Annotated in this window: 18 protein-coding genes; 7 read left to right on the forward strand and 11 right to left on the reverse strand. The window is 65.4% G+C overall.

Features of this window, described 5'->3' with window-relative positions:
• Nucleotides 1-98: 98 nt before the first annotated feature.
• Together EWM63_RS16285 and EWM63_RS16290 are read right to left on the reverse strand one after the other, a co-directional pair.
• On the reverse strand, nucleotides 99-599 hold the full coding sequence (locus EWM63_RS16285; protein ID WP_130187475.1) for a GNAT family N-acetyltransferase: 501 nt from the start codon (nucleotides 597-599) through the stop codon (nucleotides 99-101).
• Nucleotides 596-1,555, reverse strand: a complete 960-nt coding sequence (locus EWM63_RS16290; protein ID WP_130187476.1) for a DMT family transporter — start codon at nucleotides 1,553-1,555, stop codon at nucleotides 596-598. The genes EWM63_RS16285 and EWM63_RS16290 overlap by 4 nt, the downstream gene beginning before the upstream one ends.
• A gap of 136 nt (nucleotides 1,556-1,691) precedes the next feature.
• Between EWM63_RS16290 and EWM63_RS31825 the strand changes: the two genes are divergently transcribed.
• Together EWM63_RS31825 and EWM63_RS16295 are read left to right on the forward strand one after the other, a co-directional pair.
• Nucleotides 1,692-1,856 (forward strand): hypothetical protein, encoded by a 165-nt coding sequence (locus tag EWM63_RS31825; protein ID WP_165390843.1) that lies wholly within the window; start codon nucleotides 1,692-1,694, stop codon nucleotides 1,854-1,856.
• Nucleotides 1,857-2,011: 155 nt separating this feature from the next.
• On the forward strand, nucleotides 2,012-2,506 hold the full coding sequence (locus EWM63_RS16295) for a DNA-deoxyinosine glycosylase (protein ID WP_130187477.1): 495 nt from the start codon (nucleotides 2,012-2,014) through the stop codon (nucleotides 2,504-2,506).
• On the opposite strand, the gene EWM63_RS16300 is transcribed toward EWM63_RS16295, so the two are convergent.
• On the reverse strand, nucleotides 2,489-2,731 hold the full coding sequence (locus tag EWM63_RS16300) for a hypothetical protein (protein WP_130187478.1): 243 nt from the start codon (nucleotides 2,729-2,731) through the stop codon (nucleotides 2,489-2,491). The two genes, EWM63_RS16295 and EWM63_RS16300, sit on opposite strands and share 18 nt — an antisense overlap.
• Before the next feature lie 655 nt (nucleotides 2,732-3,386).
• Between EWM63_RS16300 and infA the strand changes: the two genes are divergently transcribed.
• Nucleotides 3,387-3,647, forward strand: coding sequence for a translation initiation factor IF-1 (gene infA / locus EWM63_RS16305; protein ID WP_130187479.1), 261 nt, complete (start codon nucleotides 3,387-3,389; stop codon nucleotides 3,645-3,647).
• 31 nt (nucleotides 3,648-3,678) lie between these two features.
• Here infA and EWM63_RS16310 read toward each other — a convergent pair whose 3' ends face one another.
• On the reverse strand, nucleotides 3,679-4,662 hold the full coding sequence (locus EWM63_RS16310; protein ID WP_130187480.1) for a helix-turn-helix transcriptional regulator: 984 nt from the start codon (nucleotides 4,660-4,662) through the stop codon (nucleotides 3,679-3,681).
• Between the two features lie 129 nt (nucleotides 4,663-4,791).
• Here EWM63_RS16310 and EWM63_RS16315 point away from each other — a divergent pair, with 129 nt between their 5' ends.
• Nucleotides 4,792-6,027, forward strand: a complete 1,236-nt coding sequence (locus EWM63_RS16315; RefSeq protein WP_130187481.1) for a lipase family protein — start codon at nucleotides 4,792-4,794, stop codon at nucleotides 6,025-6,027.
• Between the two features lie 41 nt (nucleotides 6,028-6,068).
• The gene (locus tag EWM63_RS16320; RefSeq protein WP_130187482.1) at nucleotides 6,069-6,626 is read left to right on the forward strand and encodes an RNA 2'-phosphotransferase; all 558 of its coding nucleotides are present in this window, start codon (nucleotides 6,069-6,071) and stop codon (nucleotides 6,624-6,626) included.
• Between the two features lie 2 nt (nucleotides 6,627-6,628).
• Here EWM63_RS16320 and EWM63_RS16325 read toward each other — a convergent pair whose 3' ends face one another.
• The 5 genes from EWM63_RS16325 to EWM63_RS16345 form a co-directional block, all read right to left on the reverse strand.
• Complete coding sequence (locus EWM63_RS16325) at nucleotides 6,629-7,504, reverse strand: alpha/beta hydrolase (protein ID WP_130187483.1); 876 nt, start codon at nucleotides 7,502-7,504, stop codon at nucleotides 6,629-6,631.
• Nucleotides 7,505-7,589: 85 nt separating this feature from the next.
• Nucleotides 7,590-8,873, reverse strand: a complete 1,284-nt coding sequence (locus EWM63_RS16330) for a tetratricopeptide repeat protein (protein ID WP_229487315.1) — start codon at nucleotides 8,871-8,873, stop codon at nucleotides 7,590-7,592.
• Between the two features lie 56 nt (nucleotides 8,874-8,929).
• Nucleotides 8,930-10,909: a CocE/NonD family hydrolase gene (locus EWM63_RS16335; protein ID WP_130187484.1), complete on the reverse strand. Its 1,980-nt coding sequence runs from the start codon at nucleotides 10,907-10,909 to the stop codon at nucleotides 8,930-8,932.
• 104 nt (nucleotides 10,910-11,013) lie between these two features.
• Nucleotides 11,014-12,219: a hypothetical protein gene (locus tag EWM63_RS16340; RefSeq protein ID WP_130187485.1), complete on the reverse strand. Its 1,206-nt coding sequence runs from the start codon at nucleotides 12,217-12,219 to the stop codon at nucleotides 11,014-11,016.
• Between the two features lie 27 nt (nucleotides 12,220-12,246).
• Nucleotides 12,247-13,107, reverse strand: a complete 861-nt coding sequence (locus EWM63_RS16345) for an HDOD domain-containing protein (protein ID WP_130187486.1) — start codon at nucleotides 13,105-13,107, stop codon at nucleotides 12,247-12,249.
• Between the two features lie 209 nt (nucleotides 13,108-13,316).
• On the opposite strand from EWM63_RS16345, the gene EWM63_RS16350 reads away from it, so the two are divergent.
• Nucleotides 13,317-13,892 (forward strand): DNA-3-methyladenine glycosylase, encoded by a 576-nt coding sequence (locus EWM63_RS16350; RefSeq protein WP_130187487.1) that lies wholly within the window; start codon nucleotides 13,317-13,319, stop codon nucleotides 13,890-13,892.
• Nucleotides 13,893-13,939: 47 nt separating this feature from the next.
• Here EWM63_RS16350 and EWM63_RS16355 read toward each other — a convergent pair whose 3' ends face one another.
• Entirely contained in the window at nucleotides 13,940-15,625 is a 1,686-nt protein-coding gene (locus EWM63_RS16355) for a methyl-accepting chemotaxis protein (protein ID WP_130187488.1), read from the reverse strand.
• A 96-nt stretch (nucleotides 15,626-15,721) separates the two neighbouring features.
• The gene (locus tag EWM63_RS16360) at nucleotides 15,722-16,186 is read right to left on the reverse strand and encodes a cache domain-containing protein (protein WP_130187489.1); all 465 of its coding nucleotides are present in this window, start codon (nucleotides 16,184-16,186) and stop codon (nucleotides 15,722-15,724) included.
• 192 nt (nucleotides 16,187-16,378) lie between these two features.
• Here EWM63_RS16360 and EWM63_RS16365 point away from each other — a divergent pair, with 192 nt between their 5' ends.
• Nucleotides 16,379-17,764, forward strand: a complete 1,386-nt coding sequence (locus EWM63_RS16365) for a KamA family radical SAM protein (RefSeq protein WP_130187490.1) — start codon at nucleotides 16,379-16,381, stop codon at nucleotides 17,762-17,764.

A 17,764-nucleotide genomic window follows, 5' to 3' on the forward strand; every position in this document is an offset into this window, starting at 1 on the left:
GGACTATATTGAACCCGTTGATTCATCTCCCCTCCCGACTGACAACTGGGTTCCTGCCACGCCGCCAAGTGCCGCGTGGCGTTTTTTTTGCTCAGCGCTTACCGATTCAAGGCCAGCGCCGTGAGCGCGTCGCCCGTAACGCGGCAGATGCGCCAGTCGGGCAGCACGTCGGCACCCATCTTTTCATAGAACGCGATGGCGTTGGCATTCCAGTCCAGCACCGACCATTCGAAGCGCCCGCACTGGCGCTCGACGGCCAGCGCGGCCAGTGCCGACAGCATGCGCTTGCCATGGCCCTGGCCACGGCAGCTCTGTTTCACGTACAGGTCTTCCAGGTAGAGGCCCTTGCGGCCGAGGAAGGTGGAGAAATTGTGGAAGAACAGCGCGAACGTCACTACTTCGCTCCCTTCCTCACCCTTGCCTTCTTCGCCCACGATCGCCTCGCATGGCGGCCGGGCGCCGAACAGCGCATCGTGCAGCATCGCCTCGTCGGCAATGACCATGTGTTCCAGTTTTTCAAAGACGGCCAGTTCGCGGATCATCGCGAGAATCGGGGCCACGTCGTCGGGGCCGGCAGGGCGGATGTGCAGTGCGGTCATGAGGCTTTCTTCAGCAGGATGGGTTCGGGCTCCATGATAGCGGGAGCCGAAGCCGGAGCCAAAGCGCGCGCGGGGCCTTTCAGCGCCCATGCCACGCTGGCCAGGCACACCAGCATGCCCAGGCATTCGACGACGCCGGGGCGGAAATCTTCAAGGCGGATCGACAGCAGCACCGAGATCACGGGCGTGACGACACCGATGTAGACGGCTTTCCCCGAGCCGAGCCGGTGGATCAGCGTGAAGTAGCAGGCAAACGCGATCACGGAACCGAACAGCGACAGGTACAGCAAGCCGCCCCAGTAGCGTGCGGACGATGGCAGCACGAACGGCTGGCCGTTTGCCACCGCCCAGCCGGCCACCAGCAGCGTGCCCCACAGCATGCCCCAGGCCATCGTCAGCAGCACGTTGCTGTCGTGTTCGCGCACCTTCACCACCAGCACGTTGCCGATGGAGCTGGCGATCGTGGCCACCAGGGCCAGGATCAGTCCCAGCAGGAAGTGGCCATTGCCGCCCCCGACGATCTCGCGCATGGCACCGCCGATCGATTGCCAGAACAACAGGATCACGCCCAGCACGGAAACGGTGCCCGCCGCCCATGTCCGCGATGACAGCGGCGTGCCGAGGATCATGCGGTTCAGGATCGGATTCCAGAACACCATCAGCGCGAACAGCACGGCCACCAGCGCCGAGACGAGGTATTGCTCGGACGTGTAAGTGCAGATGTAGCTGAGGCCGAATGTGGCGCAGCCTTGCACGATGGTCCAGCGTTGTGCGCGCCAGGACAGGCGCAGGCTGTCGCCGCGCAGTTTGCACCAGGCGAACAGCACGGCCGACGCCAGCGCGAAACGGTAGACCACCGAGACAGCCGGCGGCACGTCGCCCAGCTGCAGGGTAATGGCCCAGAACGTGGAACCCCAGATCAGGCAGGCGATGATGAACAGGATGGGAGAAGGCATCCCGGCAGTATAGGGCGTTTGATTGTCCTTGCCCTAGAGCAATTTCAAGTGTTGGCTGTTGCTGTGACACCCGCGCCACTTGAGTCGACGCAAGCGGGATGCAGACGGCAACCAAGCTGCAAGAATCGCAATTACGATGGCAGATCTCACCACGCCGGGAAACGCCATCATGAACTGGATATTGCCTTTGAAAGTCCTCGCGCTGCTGTGTTATATCGCCCTGCTGACGGGCTTCCTGATCGCCTGTGGCGACAGTGCGCTGAAGCACGTGGCTATCCTGCGGCTGGCATCGCCATTGTAATGATCGCCGCTGCCATCACTAAGTGATGCCGAACCGCCGGGACACGAAGCCCGGCACGCAAAGTCGCCCCACCAGCAGAAAACCAGGCCGTCGAATAACGCTTCATGCGTTCCTCTTGTCGAGCGCATTTGGCAGGCGGCGTTACAATCCGGCGCATGGCTTCCCCACCTCTCCTGACCGGCCTGGCGCCGGTGATCGATCCGCAGGTCCGCATCCTGATCCTCGGCAGCTTCCCCGGCGCCGTGTCGCTGGCCCAGCAGCAGTATTACGCCCATCCGCGCAACCAGTTCTGGCGGCTGGTCGGCGCGCTCGTGGGCGAGGACCTGTACTCGCTGCCCTATGCGGAGCGCTTGCCCCGGCTGCTGGCGCACCGGATCGGCCTGTGGGACGTCCTCGGTGCCTGCGAGCGGGAAGGGAGCCTGGATTCGGCGATCCGCAAGCCCGCCGCCAACGATTTCGAGCGGCTGCACCAGCTGTGCCCAGCGCTGGAAACGGTGGGGTTCAATGGGCAGGCCTCCGGCAAGTTCGCGCCGCAGTTCGCCGCGCGCGGCTACCGCACCGTCGTGCTGCCGTCGAGCTCGCCGGCACACATGGCGATGACGTTCGAGCAGAAGCTGGACGTGTGGCGCCAGCTACTGGCTGGACCGTAAGTCATCGAGGACCGTCATGGCCACGCGTTCCGCTTCGGCCTCCGCGGCTTGCTGGTCCATCAAGGCAAGGTCCGCCGAAACGCGCCGCTTCTTGTAGACGGGGGTCATGTGCATCGGGTTGGCGGAGGGCACGGCGATCGCCACATAGGCGCCCCATTGCTTGGTACCCGCCAGCGCCTTGCCGGAAAATGTGACCTCGTAACCATCGATGACCTTGATCGGCACGGTATTCTCCGGGTGAAGGGAATCGGTGTCATGCAGGGCAGGACTCAGGCACTGGACACGTGCACAGACATTGTCCTTCAAACAATCGATCGGTGCCGCACGGCCGCCAGCCGGTCTGGCAGCGTTTAGCCTTGTCTGCCAGCCGGCGTGCCATTACGAATGCGGTGCCGGAGCACTCGTCGCGTCTCGGCGGCGAGGCGGAAAAGCAACACTCCAAGCCCGCAGCAAATTTCTTCGCATAATTTTGTGCGCCGCACCAAAAGACTTATGCTATACTTTGTTTGTCGGTGAGTTTATTCGAACCGGCCGAAGCAGGCGACGCGAACAGGCAAGTGTAAAGCTGTGACGCGACGGGCCAAAAAAGCCGCCTGCAGGTTGTCGTTCCACACTTTGTCGGATTACACGCCGGCCGCACCGTGCAGATAGCGCGGGCGCCCCGGAGTTTCGCACCACGCAGATAGCATGGGCTGAAGCAGCGATGGAAGCATTGGTAGCACATTGAAACGAAGCCCGCAGCAAGCGGGCTTTTTTTTCTTCGAGATGCCCTCATCTAGGTAACCTGCGCTTCCACAGGCGCCTTCATCCATCGCTCGTTGATCGTCGAGCCGACCGCAGTACCCGTCCGCGCCTTTGCGGACACCAATCGAAAGGGAATATGGCTAAAGAAGAACTGATCGAAATGAATGGTCTCGTCACGGAAATCCTGCCGGAAATGCGCTTCCGCGTCGATCTCGATAACGGTCACAAGTTGATCGCTTATACCTCCGGCAAAATGAAGAAAAACCATATCCGCATCATCGCAGGTGACCGCGTGACGCTGGAAATGTCGCCTTATGACCTGAACAAAGGTCGCATCACGTTCCGTCATATTGAAAAGCGTGGCCCAGCGCCAACGCACCACGCACGTCGCCGCTGATCGCTTCACGGCGCGCTTACGGCGCGGATGCTCAGGTATGTAACCTGAGCGCAGTAACCAGCTCTATCTTGTTCGTCACCTGCAGGCCCGCGTAAGCGGACTTCAGGTACGTACGCACCGTCGCCGGCGACAATCCCAGCGCGCGTGCCACTTCCTTATAAGACAGGCCTTGTGCAAACAGCAGTGCGGCACTCAGTTCGCGCGGCGTCAGCCCCGGCCCGCAAAGCATCCTGATGGCGACCAGATCGCCTGCCGGTCCGACCGATAACCTCGCACCGGCAAAACGAATACAGCGCGGCGCGCCATCCAGCGCCGCCATCAACTCGGGCGGCAGCATCGTGCCGCACCACGCCCCGCAATGCCGGCGCAGCAGGTCGGCAATCTGCCGCCCCACGTGGCACAGGCGGCCGCTCCCATCGCTCAGCGCCAGGGTATCCAGCGGCCCCGCCACGCGCAGGTCCGCCAGCCGGTATTGCCACGATTGCACGAGGTGCCGGGTGAACTCGGCGAACAATGCGCCTTCCATGTCGGCAAAGCCATCGTGCGGATCGCGGCGGTACAGCGCAATGAAGAACTGCACGCCACTGCCGGGCAAGTCCACCGTGATCGCCATGATCGCCTGCAGGCCGTGGCGGTCGATGAAGTCCGCAATCGGGCCTGGTGGCCCGCGGTAGCCGCCGCTGGCGCGGAATACCGTGCCGGGCTGCGCCATGGAGCCCTGTGCGAACGTATCGGATGCGGCAATCACGTCGTTCCACTCGCTGGCAAACGAGTCGGCCAGGCCGATACTGCCGTGCACGACGTTGCGCGGCGGATCGTTCGTCACTTCGCCCCACCAGCCGGCATCGAACGGCACCAGCCGGCGCCACGCCAGCAAGGCGTCGCGCGCCAGCACGTCTTCCCGGGCGTGCCGTGCCAGCATGTGCAGTTCCAGCAGGCAGCCGCTGAATGACGCATGCAGCGCCAGCGGCAGGCTGCCGCCGGCATGCAGGCCGGTTGTCCATCCCTGTTCCATAGGTTCCCGCTTTCTGGCGCTTCCCTCCGCATCTGCGGAGGTTACGGCATGCATGGCACGCCGTAAGATGGATGAATATCAGACTGCCTGATATTCAACGATACCACATACCAACTACAGGAGACTGGAATGACCATTACGATCGCCATCACCGGCGCGATGCGGGGAAGCGTGCGCCTGCTGCTGTCCCTGGCGCTGACAGCCGGCGCGGCCAGCGCGGCAGGCGCAGCAGGCCCCACCGCGCGCCTGCCGGCCATAGCCGGCACGGATTTCTGGAACGTCTACGGGGCACCGCCGGCGGGCGCGCAGGCCGGCGACATCCTCCATGCGCAGAAGCGCACGGATGCGCCACGAGGGGCGACGGGCTGGAATGTCGTCTACGTTTCCGAAATCGCACCTGGGCGGCAGGCATATGTGTCCGGCGAAATCTACCTGCCGGCCGGCGGCGGCGGTGCCGGAGTTGGTGCAGCGAAGCGCGACATCGTGCTGTGGAACCACGAAACGGCCGGGCTGGCGGATGCCTGCGCGCCGTCGCGCCGCAGCACGAAGGAGGGGGGCCACGAGCGCGTGCCGGCACTGGCCGCACTGCTGGCGCGCGGCTACGTGGTCGTGGCAAGCGACTATCCCGGCCTGGGCCTGCCCGGCCCGGCGTTCTACATGGCGGGTCAGCCCAATGCGCGGGCATCGCTCGACATGCTGCGCGTGGCCCGCAACTTCCCCGGTGCGCAGGCGTCGAACCGCTACGTGATGTATGGCTGGTCGCAGGGCGGCCAGACCACGATGTGGGCGGAAAGCATCGCCGGCGCCTATGCGCCCGGATTCACCGGCCTCGGCGCCGCGCTGGTCGCCCCGGCGGTGCGCATCCGCGACCTGACGCTGAACTCCATGACGTCGGCTGAGAATGCCGGCTACGTGATTTCCACGCTGCCCGGTATCCAGGCGGCGTTTCCGGACCTGCAGTACCGCGATTTCCTTACCCCGGAAGCGATGGAGCAATTGCCGGTTCTGGCCAATGGCTGCTTCGACGTGTGGGGCGCGGCTGCCGGCGTGCAGGATGCCTACCAGCCCGATGCGCTGGTGCCGGGCTCGCCATGGTGGGATGCGATGACCGCCGTGGACGACTTCCGCCCACAGGGCACGATGCCGTTCGCCATTTTCCAGGGCTCGGCCGACACCACCACGCCACCCGGCCTCACGCTGCGCGAACGCACCGCGCTGTGCAGCGCCGGCAATGCGGTCGACTACCACGCGTTCGAAGGGCTGGACCACTCGGCCGTGGTACCCGAGGCGGCGTCGCGGCTGCCGGACTGGTTCGCCGACCGCTTTGCCGGCAAGCCGGCACCCAACGGCTGCGCGGCACCCTAGGCTCCGCTATCATCGCGGGCATTGTCTTTTGATTGCCGCCGATGCCCGCTCGAAACGCCCACGAACGCACCAGCCGTTTCCTGTCCCTGATCCTGCGCCACGCCCCCGATAAAATCGGCCTGGCGCTGGACCCTAACGGCTGGGCCGATGTGGCCGACCTGCTGGACAAGGCAACGCGCCACGGCACGCCGCTCACCCTCGACACGCTGCGCGACGTCGTTGCCGGCAACGACAAGCAACGCTTTGCCTTCAGCGAGGACGGCACGCGGATTCGGGCAAGCCAGGGGCATTCGCTGAAATCCGTCGACCTGGCGCTGGCGCCGGCGGTGCCGCCGCCTGTGCTGTATCACGGCACGGCCAGCCGCTTCATCACGTCGATCCGCCAGTCGGGCCTGCGGCCGGGATCGCGGCAGCACGTGCACCTGTCCACGGACCGGGACACGGCGCTCAAGGTGGGGTCGCGCTACGGCGTGCCGGTCGTGCTGGAAATCCGCGCCACGGAACTGCATGGCCAGGGCCAGCTATTCCACCAGGCCGACAATGGCGTGTGGCTGACGGCGGCGGTACCGGTGCGGTTTATCGATTTTCCGGCGAAGTAAGCCTACGCCGCGGTTGGCGCCTCTTCCGGCAGCGGCTGCAGCGGTGGTGTGAGCATGAACTGGGTGCTGAGGAACTGCGCGATCTTTTGCTGCGTGGCCGGCAGGTAGGGGATGTTCATGTGGTCCGAGTCGGGGATCGTCTCGTCCATGTGCACGCGCAACAGTTTGGCCACCAGCACGTCGGTATGCATGTGCGGCACCACGTCGTCGCTGGCCGCGCGCAGCACGTAGGTGGGGGCGGACAGCAGCGAGGCATACTTGATCGACTCGAAACGGTGCCGCAGCAGGTAGCTGACGGGCACGCCGCGGAAGCGCCGCTGTGCCAGCGCGAGGATCGAATCGTAGGGCGTGATCAGCACCACCGAGTGCGCCGGCCGTTCCTTCGCCACCTGCACGGCCACGCCGGAGCCGAGGCTGCGGCCGACGACGGCCACGCGCCCCTTGTCCACGTTGCGGCGGCTGCACAGCCAGTCGAACAGCATGCAGCCATCCTCGACCATGTGTTCTTCGCCGGGTTCGCCGCGCGAATCGCCATAGCCCCGGTAATTCATCACCAGCACGGTCATGCCGGGGAACAGGTTGCCCGCATCGCGCGCCACCCACGACACTTCTTCGGAGCGGCCGCCGAAGTACACCACGGCCGGATGGGGACCGGGCGTATGCGGCGTCATCAGCCAGCCCGCCAGGCGGGTCCCGTCGTGCGCGCGCAGCACCACGGCGCGCGTGCGGTGCGCGCTGCTGCGCGGGCTTTGCACTTCGCGCACGAGCGTGGGATTGAACAGCAGCTTGCGCTGGCCGGCCGCGATCGCGGAGACCATGCCGGCCCACAGGAAACCGACCACACCCACGGCGGCGGCGACTTTTCTCGATGTACTCATGAGTCCAGTCTACCGCCAAACGCGACCGCACGTCGCGCACGCTGTTGCGATATCTTATGAAGTGTTGCCTGGCATCGTCAGAAAATCAGTGTCGCGGCGTTGGCGCCGCATGGGCGCGCAGGCGAGCCAGCTTGGCTGAATACAGCTCATGATCGGCACGCGTGGTGCTTGCGGCCATCGCCTTTTCAATGTGCCGGTTGGCGGCCCGGTGATCGCCCAGTTGCCGCAGTGCCGCCGCCAGCCAGGCATGGAATTCATGGTAGTCCGGATCGCGCTGCAACTCGCGCTCGAACAGGATGCGGGCGCGCTGCCAGTCGCCCATGGCCATCGCCGTGCGGCCCAGGTTGAAGTAATAGAACGGTGCGACCGCCTGCAGGCGCGCCAGCTTTTCGCGCAGCACGCCGGCTTCCGCCTTGCGGCCTTCCGCATCGAGCAATTGCGCCAGGTTGTTCAGCACCATCGTGCTCTTCGGCTCGCGGTCCAGCGCCCAGCGCAGCGTGCGCTCGGCCATCGCCGCATCGCCGTGCCGGCGGTAGACGATGGCGAGCGTGTTGTAGGCATACAGCAGCGATGGATCGGCGCTCACCGCCTGGCGTGCCCACCAGTAAGCTTCGTCGAAGCGGTCGCGCGCCAGCGCCTCGGCGGCGCGGTTGTTCATGAACATCGCCACCACGGTGTGGCGGCCGATCGTATTGCCATCCATCGACCGGCCAGCGGGTGGCGGCTGGAAGTCGACCACCATATACGTGGCGCTGTCGTAGGACGACACGCTTTCGCGCAGGGCGCGGCCCAGTTTCAGGTTCACGTGGCCACTGTTGAAATACAGGTCGCCGCTGCGGCTCCACGCATCGTCGACGGGCATGTCCTGGAACACGACGGGAATGTTCAGCTCGTTGGCCAGCGCCGCCGTCATGATGACGAGCGACAGGCAATTGCCCTGGCGCGCCTCGAAAGCCTGGGCCGCCGTGCGCGTCAGCGCGGAATCGTATTCGAGCTGCAGGCCGTCGCGCTGGTACAGCGCCTCGAACAGCGCGCGGCGGATTTCGCGGCCGCGGCGGTGCCGCTGCACTTCGGTGACATAGGCTTTCATCGCCGGCGTGAGCCCGAAGATTTCCGCTTCGGTCATCGTGGCGGTGGAGGGGCCAAACAGGTGGTCGGCGAACAGGTCACTGGGCGGCGCCTCGGGGGCGGGCGCCGTTGCACAGCCCGACAGGAAAATCGACAGCAGCAGGGCCACCGCCAGCAGAGCCGCCCGGAACCGGGCAGCGGATTGATCAGTGGACAAGCCAGCGGGCGGGAAGGCCTGCACACAACGGTGCAGGCCAGCGTGCAGGCCAGGTTGCAGATGCAGGCGCGGAAAAGTGAGCATGGCGGCCCTCCGATCAGGCCAGTATCCTCCCCGCCGTTTCGCTTGTCAAAGCCCGTTCAGCGGGACGGCAGCACGAGCAGTTCCAGGCCCGATGGCGTTGCCGGCGCGTGGTAGACACGCTGTGTCGCCTTCCTGAAATCCTCCGGTTTTGCCTTGGCAATATCGGTGAACGTCTGCGGATTCAGGTCGATCAGCGGGAACCAGGAACTTTGCACCTGCACCATGATGCGGTGGCCGCGGCGGAACGTGTGATGCACGTCGCCCAGGTGAAAATTCACCGCTTCGATCTTGCCCGGCACGAAGGCTTCGGCCCGTTCGAAGCTGTTGCGGAACTTGCCGCGCAGCGGATTGCCGCGCACCAGCTGCTGGTAGCCCGCCATCGTCAGTTTCGGCGCGGGCACGTCCTTGCCGCGCTGGCGCTGTGGGTCGCCCTCCGGGAATTCATTCGGATACACGTCGATCAGCTTGACCACCCAGTCCGCATCCGTGCCGCTGGTGGAAACAAACAGCTTCGGCGTGACCGGGCCGGCAATCGTGACATCCTGCTCCAGCGGTGCGGTCTGGTACACGAGCACGTCCGGCCGGGTGGCGGCGAAGCGCTGGTCGGACACCATGTATTCCTTCGGCACGCCCGTGGCCGGGTAGCCGACGAACGGCACCGGTTTCTTCGGATCGCTCACGTACTCGTCGTAGCCGCTGTCGCGGTCGGCCTCGGTGGCCGGCTTCTGCCAGCCCAGGCCGCCGTTCGCGCCGAAGTACAGGGTGCGCGGCTTGGCGCCCTGCGGTGGCCAGGCGGTGTACTGGCGCCACACGTTCGTGCCCGTTTCGAATGCCGTCACCTCGGCGATCGGCCTGGCCGGCTTGACGCCCTTCAGGTGCTGCTCGAAGAACGGGAACTGGATCTGCTGGCGGAAATAATCGCTCGTGCTGGCATCGAACTGCACGCGGCCCAGGCTCTTGCCATCGCCGCCGGCCCAGCCGCCATGCACCCACGGGCCCACCACGAGGCCATTGAAGGTGTTGGGGTTGTACTTCCTGATCGCATGGTAGGTGGTGAACGGGCCCTGCAGGTCTTCCGCGTCATACCAGCCGCCCACCGTCAGCACGGCGGCCTTCACGTTCTTCAGGTGCGGCGCGATGTTGCGGCTCTTCCAGAAGTCGTCGTAGCTCGTGTGCTCGATCATCGGCATGAACAGCGTGCGCTGCTTGTCCGACAGGCTCGAGGCGATGTTCTCCAGCGTGAGCCGCTGCAGGAAGTAATCGTAGCCGTCCGCCATGCCGTAATCGAACTCGCTCCACGTCTTCGGCAGCGGCGTCGGGTTCGGTTCCTCCGTGAATGCGGCATAGAAGTCGAAGTTGGCCGCCAGCATGAAGGCGCCGCCATGGTAGGCGTCGTCGCCCATGTACAGGTCGGTCACCGGCGCCTGCGGCGACGCGGCCTTGATGGCCGGGTGCGAATCGATGATGCTTGCCGACGTGTAGAAGCCGGGGTAGCTGATGCCGAGGATGCCCACCTTGCCGTTATTGTTCGGCACGTTCTTCAGCAGCCAGTCGACGGTGTCGTGCATGTCCTGCGATTCGTTGCCTTCGCCCGCCAACCGCTGTGCCTTCACGTGCGGCGTCATTTCCTGCCACTTTCCTTCGGACATGAAACGGCCCCGTACATCCTGCTTGACGAAGATGTAGCCGCTGTCCTCGAATTGCTTCGACGGGCCGATCTGCTTCGGCATGAAGTTCACGCCATAGCGCAATTGCTCATCCGCATACACGCCGGCGCTGTAAGGCGTGCGCTGCATCAGGAACGGGTAATTGCGGCTCGTATCCTTCGGCACATAGACGACCGTGAACAGCTTCACGCCATCGCGCATCGGCACCTGGAATTCGTATTTCGTGTAGCGCTCGCGCAGGTCGCTTTCGGCTTCCTCGGCTGCCGGTTCGTCATCGTGGACGGCCAGGCCGGCGGCATGGGTGCCGCCGCATGCAAGGAGGAGGGATAGGGCAAGGGCGCTGATTGGCCGGGGTAGGGGGCGGGACATCGTTTCCTTCGATCGGTTAACACTTGAGCATGCAAGTGTAGCCGAAGCGCCAGCGTGTCCCGTGCGCGAAGAGCCTCCGGAATGGCCGGAGTGCCCGATGTGTCCTAGTCGTCCAGCGCGCGCGGATCGACGGGCTTGCCCTGCGCATCGAAGCGCGCGGCCACGGCCACGTCATCGACGCCCAGCGTGGCCAGCGCATCGCGCACGTCGTCCACTTCCACGGCGAGGTCGCTGCCCAGTTCCAGCGGCCGCTCGCCAGTGCCGAGCAGGGGGGCGTCCGATTGCGCGCCGGCGTACAGCTGCACGCGCAGCACCATGTCGCCTTTCACGTCCGCCGGGCCGACCACGGCGCGGACCGGGCCGTCGTGGCCGTCGAGCGCCGCGCCCAGCGTGGCCATCAGCGCGAGCATCGCCTGTTCGGCCAGGCCCTGCTCGCGGGCGCCGAAGAACAGGTCCTGGTACAGGAAGTTCAGTTGCAGGTCGCGGCCGGCTGGCGCGAACAGGCGCTTCACCAGCGGCGCGGCCTCCTCGGTCCAGCGGCGGTAGCGTTCCATCCGCGCCTCGAACCAGTCTTCGGCCGCCTTCTCGCCCTCCGGCACGGCATAGAACGGATCCTCGGCGCGCTTTTGCGAGAAGCCGACGAGGAAGCGCAGTTCCACGGCCGTATCGTCGGGGCCGAACGTGGCGCCGGTCCAGCCGGCGATGCTGCGTTCCAGGGCTGGCGCCTCGGCCACCTTCTTGTTGCCGAGCATGGCGGATGCTTCGCGCGCCATCGCATGCAGCTGGGTATAGGTGATGCGGCTGGCTTCGGCGGCATCGTATGCGTGGCGCACCAGGACCAGCTTCGCGTGCGGGCTTTCCAGGCCGGCGGCCTTCATGCTGTCGAGCAGGGCGTCATAGGCGGCATCGTCCTGGAATCCCTCGGCTTCCACGAGGCCGCCGGTGCTGCCGACAAAGACGGGAATGGCAAAGGCGTCGATTTCCAGCGTGGGCGCATTCTCGCGGCGGATCTGCAGGCTGGCCGCCGCTTCCTCGACGGCGCCGCGCAGCAGGCGCCAGGCGCCGATGTCCTCGTGGCTGGCCTGGTCGATGGCGCCGTACAGCATGTCGTCGTGGTTGCCGTTCAGGTAGCGCCGCACCAGGCGGTTGAAATCGGCTTCCTTCTGGCGCAGCGCGTCGCCCAGCGTGTCGCTGTCTTCCTGCTCGGCCAGTTCGAGCGCGAGCGCGCACAGGGCGGCGATCTGCACTTCCTCCTTTTCTTCGGCGGGGAGGGCGGACTTGCGGGGGACAGGCTTTTTATTCTTGGGCATATTTTCCAATGCCCGGAAAGGGCATCGTCAGTGATCGATGTGGAAGGTGTCGTGCAATTCCTCGAGCAGGTCTTCGGCTTCCCCGGCATCCAGGCCCAGGTGGCGGCAGGCCGGCTCGCCGCCTTTTTCCCACTCCAGCGAATCGCGGTTGCCATGGTAGCGCGCAATGCCCCGTTCGGCCAGCACCGACGCCGCCACCAGCGAGCGGATCGCGTCATCGGTGGCGTCGTCGTCCAGCACCGCGTAGTCGTGGTGGTGCAGGATCGCCCACGAAACATCCGGCGACAGGCCCCAGTTGCGTGCCAGCAGGCAGCCGATGGCGGTGTGGTTGGTGCTGTGGCGCGCATCTTCCACTTCCGTGAAGCTGCGCCCCATGTCGCTGCCGGCGAGCGCGAGGGTGTCGCCATAGTCGGCGAAGCGGTCCATCAGCAAGGGCACGCCGATGTCGCAGAACAGGCCGAACGTGTGGGCGATGTCGGACGGCGCGATGCGCAGCCGGCGGGCGATGAACACCAGCGATTCGGCGCGCCGCGCGCTCGTGTCCCAGAACTGGTTGAGATCGCCGCCGCCACCGTCGATGGCCTGCCGCGCCAGCAGGCCCGTGAGCAGGGCGGCGCACTGGTTCAGGCCCAGAAAATTGATCGCCTGCTCGACCGACTTAGCCTTGCGGGCGGCACCGAAGAATGGCGAGTTGGCCAGCTTCAGCAGCGCGCCCGACATGCCCACGTCGTTGCCGATGATGCGGGCGATGCGGCGCGGCGAAGGATCGTCCTCGGCCAGCTCGGCCTGCAGGTCCACCAGCAGGCTCGGGCGCGGCGGGATGCGGATCGACCGCAGCAGGGCATCTTCTACGGTGGCTTCCTTGGCGTGAGCGGTGGCGGTGGTCATGGTTGTATACAAAAGCGGAAACAGCGACGTGGCATTATCGCTCGTTTCTGTGGAGCAATATCATCATGCGCCGTTTTTTTGTTCAGGAAGGGTGCCGCTGTTGCCGATGCGCGCCGCTTCGATAGCGAAATGGCCAGATTGCCGTTGGCGGATTGGCAAGTCTGGCGACCCCGGCGCTGACTCGCGTGCGCCGGCGCTACAATTTGCGCATGACGACTTATCTTGCAGGAATCGATTTCAATGCGCCGTCGCACGAAGTGGCACGGCTGCTGATCGGGGTGACGGTGCTGGTCGATGGCGTGGGTGGTCGCATCGTCGAAACCGAAGCCTACGACCGCGAAGACCCCGCTTCGCATACCTATAACGGTCCCACCGAGCGCAACGCCGCCATGTTCGGCCCGCCCGCGCATGCCTATGTGTACCGCTCGTATGGCATCCACTGGTGCCTGAACTTCGTGTGCCGCGAAGAAGGCCACGGTGCCGGTGTGCTGATCCGCGCGATCGAACCATTGCACGGCCTGGAGCGGATGGCCGTGCGCCGCGGGCTCCAGGACCCGCGGCTGCTGGCGTCCGGCCCGGGCCGCGTGTGCCAGGCGCTGGGCATCACGCGCGAGCACAACGGCAAGCCGCTGGCGCTGCCACCGTTCCACCTGTTGCCGCGCGACGCCGTGGCAATGGAATTGCCGGTGGTGGCCGGCCCCCGCATCGGCATCTCGAAGGCCATGGACACGCCATGGCGTTTCGGCGTGGCCCGGTCGCCTTACCTGAGCAAGCCGTTCCGCTGAGCGCGGCCTCGACCGGGCGGCGTTCGTGCCCGGGGCGCCGTCGCCGGTCAGCCACGGCGTTCGCGGCGGGTGCCGCCGGGTGCCGGCGGTTCCAGCCGCAACCCGCGCATCGGGCTGCCCTGCGCGCGGCGCTCGGCCAGCGCCAGTTCCTCGGCCGCCCGGCCCAGGTGGGCCGACCCGTCGATGGCTGCATCCAGTTCGAACACGGCGACCGCGCGCGACAGGTTCACGGCTTGCTCCTGCAGGCTTTCCGCCGCCGCCGCGGCCTCTTCGACGAGGGCGGCATTCTGCTGTGTGACGTCGTCGATCTGGCCCACCGCCTGGTTCACTTCCGAGATGCCTTGCGCCTGTTCGGCACTGGCGGCACTGATGCGGCCGATGATGTGGTTGACCTGCTGCACCGAGGAGACGATGTCGCCCATGCTGCTGCCGGCCAGGCTGACCGATGCCGCGCCATTGTCGATCGTGGAGACGGATGCGGCGATCAGTTCCTTGATTTCCTTCGCGGCGGCGGCCGAGCGCGCCGCCAGCACGCGCACCTCGCCGGCCACCACGGCGAAGCCGCGGCCCTGTTCGCCGGCGCGCGCCGCTTCGACGGCCGCGTTCAGCGCGAGGATATTAGTCTGGAACGAGATGCTGTCGATCACGCCGGTGATTTCCACGATCTTGCGCGAACTGGCACGGATCGATTCCATCGTCGTCACCGCCTGGGCGACGGCGGCGCCGCCTTTTTCCGCCATCGCGGTGGCGGTGGCCGCAAGCTGGCACGCTTCGCGGGCGCTGTCGGCGTTGTGCCGCACGGCCTTGGTGAGGGTGGCCATGGCGCTGGCCGTTTCTTCCAGCGAGCCGGCCTGGAGCTCGGTACGGCTGGACAGGTCGAAGTTGCCGACGGCGATTTCATGCGATGCCGTGTCGATCGACTGCACCGCGCCGCGGATCGTGCGCAGCGTCTGGTTCAGGTTGGCGATGCTCTGGTCCAGCACACGGGCCGTTTCCGCGATCTCCTCGCGGCCGGCGTTCGGCCTGGCCGACGTCAGCCGGCCGGCGGCCAGGCTGCGCACCACGTCGGCGATCGAGCGGATGTCGCGCAGCAGCGCCGCGCGCACCAGCATCGATACCAGCAGCGACAGCGCCACCGACAGCACGCACAGGGCCGCCATCGCGATCCCCAGCTGGCGGAACTCGGCCTTGGCCGCGGCGTGGGCCGTTTCCGACAGTGATTTTTCCAGTGCGGCCAGCCGCTGCAATTCGCCTTCCAGCTGCACGAACTGGCGCTCGGCCTGCTGCATCGCATTGGTGGCGATCGACTGGTCCATCTGCGCCATCTCGATGGTTTCCAGCACGCCCTTGCGGTAGGCGATCAGCGCCTGGCTGGACGCGTCGACCAGCTGGCGTTCTTCCGGATCCGACACGCGCGCCAGTTGCACCAGTTGCTGTTCGATGCCGCGGTGGCGCGCGTGGATGCGGTCGGTCAGCTCATCGAGCCGGTTGCGCGCAAAGCTGCCGTTGACCCATGCCAGCAGCTGGTAGATGTTGGCATGGGCGTACTTGGCCTCGCCGGCAATGTCGGCCGCGGCCTTCAGCCGGGCGGCGCGCACCTGCACGAGGTTTTCCATCGATGCGTTCTGCCGCACCATGCCGACCCACGCGCAGGCGGTGATGGCCACCAGCAGGATCAACACGATGCTGGGTGCCAGCAACAGTTTGGGACCGATACGTAATTTGTTCAGCATGACAACTCCCGCCAGGGATAAATGAATGGTTTGTACGACTGGATGGTGGGCGACGCGCGGCGGCGTGCCGCTGGTTCAAGCGCCTGGTTCGCGCTGTTAATTCTTGTAGATGCCGGCTTCCAGCACGACGTCGCCGACGCGCAGGATGTAGGTGGTCTTCGGCTCGATCTTGCCGCTGACCGGGTTCTTGTACATGTAGTCGACCCAGCCCTTGCCCTGCCTGGCGGCCAGTTCGATGATCTCGCGCCGGTACACCTTGCCGCCGGCATCGGGCACGTCCGTCAGGTTCTTGCCCACGATCGACGGATTGATCGGGTGGGCGAGCACGATGCCTGTCTTGATGTCGCGCATGTCCACATACAGCTCGCCTTGCACGAATTCCGGATCCTTCGCGGCCAGCTTCTTCATCAGCGCTTCCTTGCCGTTCGCCTTCATGAAGGCGGCACCCCGCTCGGCCATGGCGATTGCGTCTTTCTCGGTCGGTTCCGGATTGGCGAACGCGGCCGCACCGACCGTGGCAAAGGCAAGGCATGCCATGCTTCGAATCAATATTTGTTTCATGGTGGACTCCAATGGTTGGTCAAGGTCAAACCATTGTGTGCCGACGCTGCCTGGAAGAAATTGCGCTAGCGCAAGGTGTCAAGAATCACGACGAAAAATTTCCACAGGGATATTGAGATATGGCAACACGCCCTGTTGGCGCATGTCTACGATGTGCTGACCCCTTCGTTTCCTTTGATCAGGAGCAACCAAATGACCAACGACCTCGCCCCGCAAAAATTCAAGCCCTACACCCGCCAGAGCATTCGCCAGGCGCGCCAGTGGCAATGGCTGCCGCCGGACCAGCAGGAAGCCGTGCAGGTGGTCTCCCACGTACTGCCGTTCCGCACCAATGAATACGTGCTCGAGAACCTGATCGACTGGCGTAACGTGCCGGACGATCCCATCTACCGCCTGGTGTTCCCGCACCGCGACATGCTGCCGGTCGACGAGTACCGCCAGTTGCGCGACCTGGTGATGGTGAAACACGACGACGCGGCCATTGCCGCCCTCGTGCACAAGATCCGCATGCGCATGAACCCGCACCCGGCCGGCCAGATGACGCACAACGTGCCGCGCGTGAACGACCACGTGCTCAAGGGCCTGCAGCACAAGTACAAGGAAACGGTGCTGTTCTTCCCCAGCGCCGGCCAGACGTGCCACGCCTATTGCACGTTCTGCTTCCGCTGGCCGCAGTTCGTGGGCATGGATGACATGAAGTTCGATGCCCGCGAAACCACGGAGCTCGTGTCGTACCTGAAATCGCACGAGGAAGTGACGGACGTGCTGATCACCGGCGGCGACCCGATGGTCATGAATACCCGCTCGCTGGCAGAATTCATCGAACCGTTGCTGGGCCCCGACATGGCCCATATCCAGAACATCCGCATCGGCACGAAGTCCGTCGCCTACTGGCCACAGCGCTTCGTGACCGACAAGGATGCGGACGACCTGCTGCGGCTGTTCGAGAAGGTGGTCGCAAGCGGCAAGAACCTGGCGATCATGGGCCACTACAACCACGCGGTCGAACTGCGCCAGGACATCGCGCAGAAGGCCGTCAAGCGCATCGTCGGCACGGGCGCCACCCTGCGCATGCAAGGGCCGCTGATCCGCCACATCAACGAGGACCCGCACAGCTGGGCCGAACTGTGGCGCACCGGCGTGCGCCTGGGCGCGATCCCGTACTACATGTTCGTCGAGCGTGACACGGGCCCGAGCGAATACTTCCAGCTGCCGCTGGCGCGCGCGCACGAGATCTTCCAGCAGGCTTACCAGATGGTGTCCGGCCTGGCGCGCACGGTGCGCGGCCCGTCGATGAGCGCATTCCCCGGCAAGGTCGCCATCGATGGCGTGGTCACGATCAACGGCGAGAAGCTGTTCGCGCTGCAGTTCCTGCAGGCCCGCAATCCGGACTGGGTAAGGAAGCCGTTCTTTGCAAAGTACGATGAGAAAGCCACGTGGCTTGATCACCTGAAGCCCGCCTTCGGCAAGGAAAAATTCTTCTTCGAGACCGATGAGGACAGCCACGCACCGAAGGAACGCAAGGTGATCCCGATCGCCAGCGCGCGCGATTACGCATCGCGCGGCAACGCCGCCTGA

Origin of the sequence: Pseudoduganella lutea (assembly GCF_004209755.1) — a bacterium.
Lineage (GTDB): Bacteria > Pseudomonadota > Gammaproteobacteria > Burkholderiales > Burkholderiaceae_D > Rugamonas > Rugamonas lutea.

Bases quoted from the DNA above. Each gene is read 5' to 3' on its own strand.
- EWM63_RS16285 (WP_130187475.1), bottom strand. From the start codon at position 599: ATGACCGCACTGCACATCCGCCCTGCCGGCCCCGACGACGTGGCCCCG.
- EWM63_RS16290 (WP_130187476.1), bottom strand. From the start codon at position 1,555: ATGCCTTCTCCCATCCTGTTCATCATCGCCTGCCTGATCTGGGGTTCC.
- EWM63_RS31825 (WP_165390843.1), top strand. From the start codon at position 1,692: ATGGCAGATCTCACCACGCCGGGAAACGCCATCATGAACTGGATATTG.
- EWM63_RS16295 (WP_130187477.1), top strand. From the start codon at position 2,012: ATGGCTTCCCCACCTCTCCTGACCGGCCTGGCGCCGGTGATCGATCCG.
- infA (WP_130187479.1), top strand. From the start codon at position 3,387: ATGGCTAAAGAAGAACTGATCGAAATGAATGGTCTCGTCACGGAAATC.
- EWM63_RS16310 (WP_130187480.1), bottom strand. From the start codon at position 4,662: ATGGAACAGGGATGGACAACCGGCCTGCATGCCGGCGGCAGCCTGCCG.
- EWM63_RS16315 (WP_130187481.1), top strand. From the start codon at position 4,792: ATGACCATTACGATCGCCATCACCGGCGCGATGCGGGGAAGCGTGCGC.
- EWM63_RS16320 (WP_130187482.1), top strand. From the start codon at position 6,069: ATGCCCGCTCGAAACGCCCACGAACGCACCAGCCGTTTCCTGTCCCTG.
- EWM63_RS16325 (WP_130187483.1), bottom strand. From the start codon at position 7,504: ATGAGTACATCGAGAAAAGTCGCCGCCGCCGTGGGTGTGGTCGGTTTC.
- EWM63_RS16330 (WP_229487315.1), bottom strand. From the start codon at position 8,873: ATGCTCACTTTTCCGCGCCTGCATCTGCAACCTGGCCTGCACGCTGGC.
- EWM63_RS16335 (WP_130187484.1), bottom strand. From the start codon at position 10,909: ATGTCCCGCCCCCTACCCCGGCCAATCAGCGCCCTTGCCCTATCCCTC.
- EWM63_RS16340 (WP_130187485.1), bottom strand. From the start codon at position 12,219: ATGCCCAAGAATAAAAAGCCTGTCCCCCGCAAGTCCGCCCTCCCCGCC.
- EWM63_RS16345 (WP_130187486.1), bottom strand. From the start codon at position 13,107: ATGACCACCGCCACCGCTCACGCCAAGGAAGCCACCGTAGAAGATGCC.
- EWM63_RS16350 (WP_130187487.1), top strand. From the start codon at position 13,317: ATGACGACTTATCTTGCAGGAATCGATTTCAATGCGCCGTCGCACGAA.
- EWM63_RS16355 (WP_130187488.1), bottom strand. From the start codon at position 15,625: ATGCTGAACAAATTACGTATCGGTCCCAAACTGTTGCTGGCACCCAGC.
- EWM63_RS16360 (WP_130187489.1), bottom strand. From the start codon at position 16,186: ATGAAACAAATATTGATTCGAAGCATGGCATGCCTTGCCTTTGCCACG.
- EWM63_RS16365 (WP_130187490.1), top strand. From the start codon at position 16,379: ATGACCAACGACCTCGCCCCGCAAAAATTCAAGCCCTACACCCGCCAG.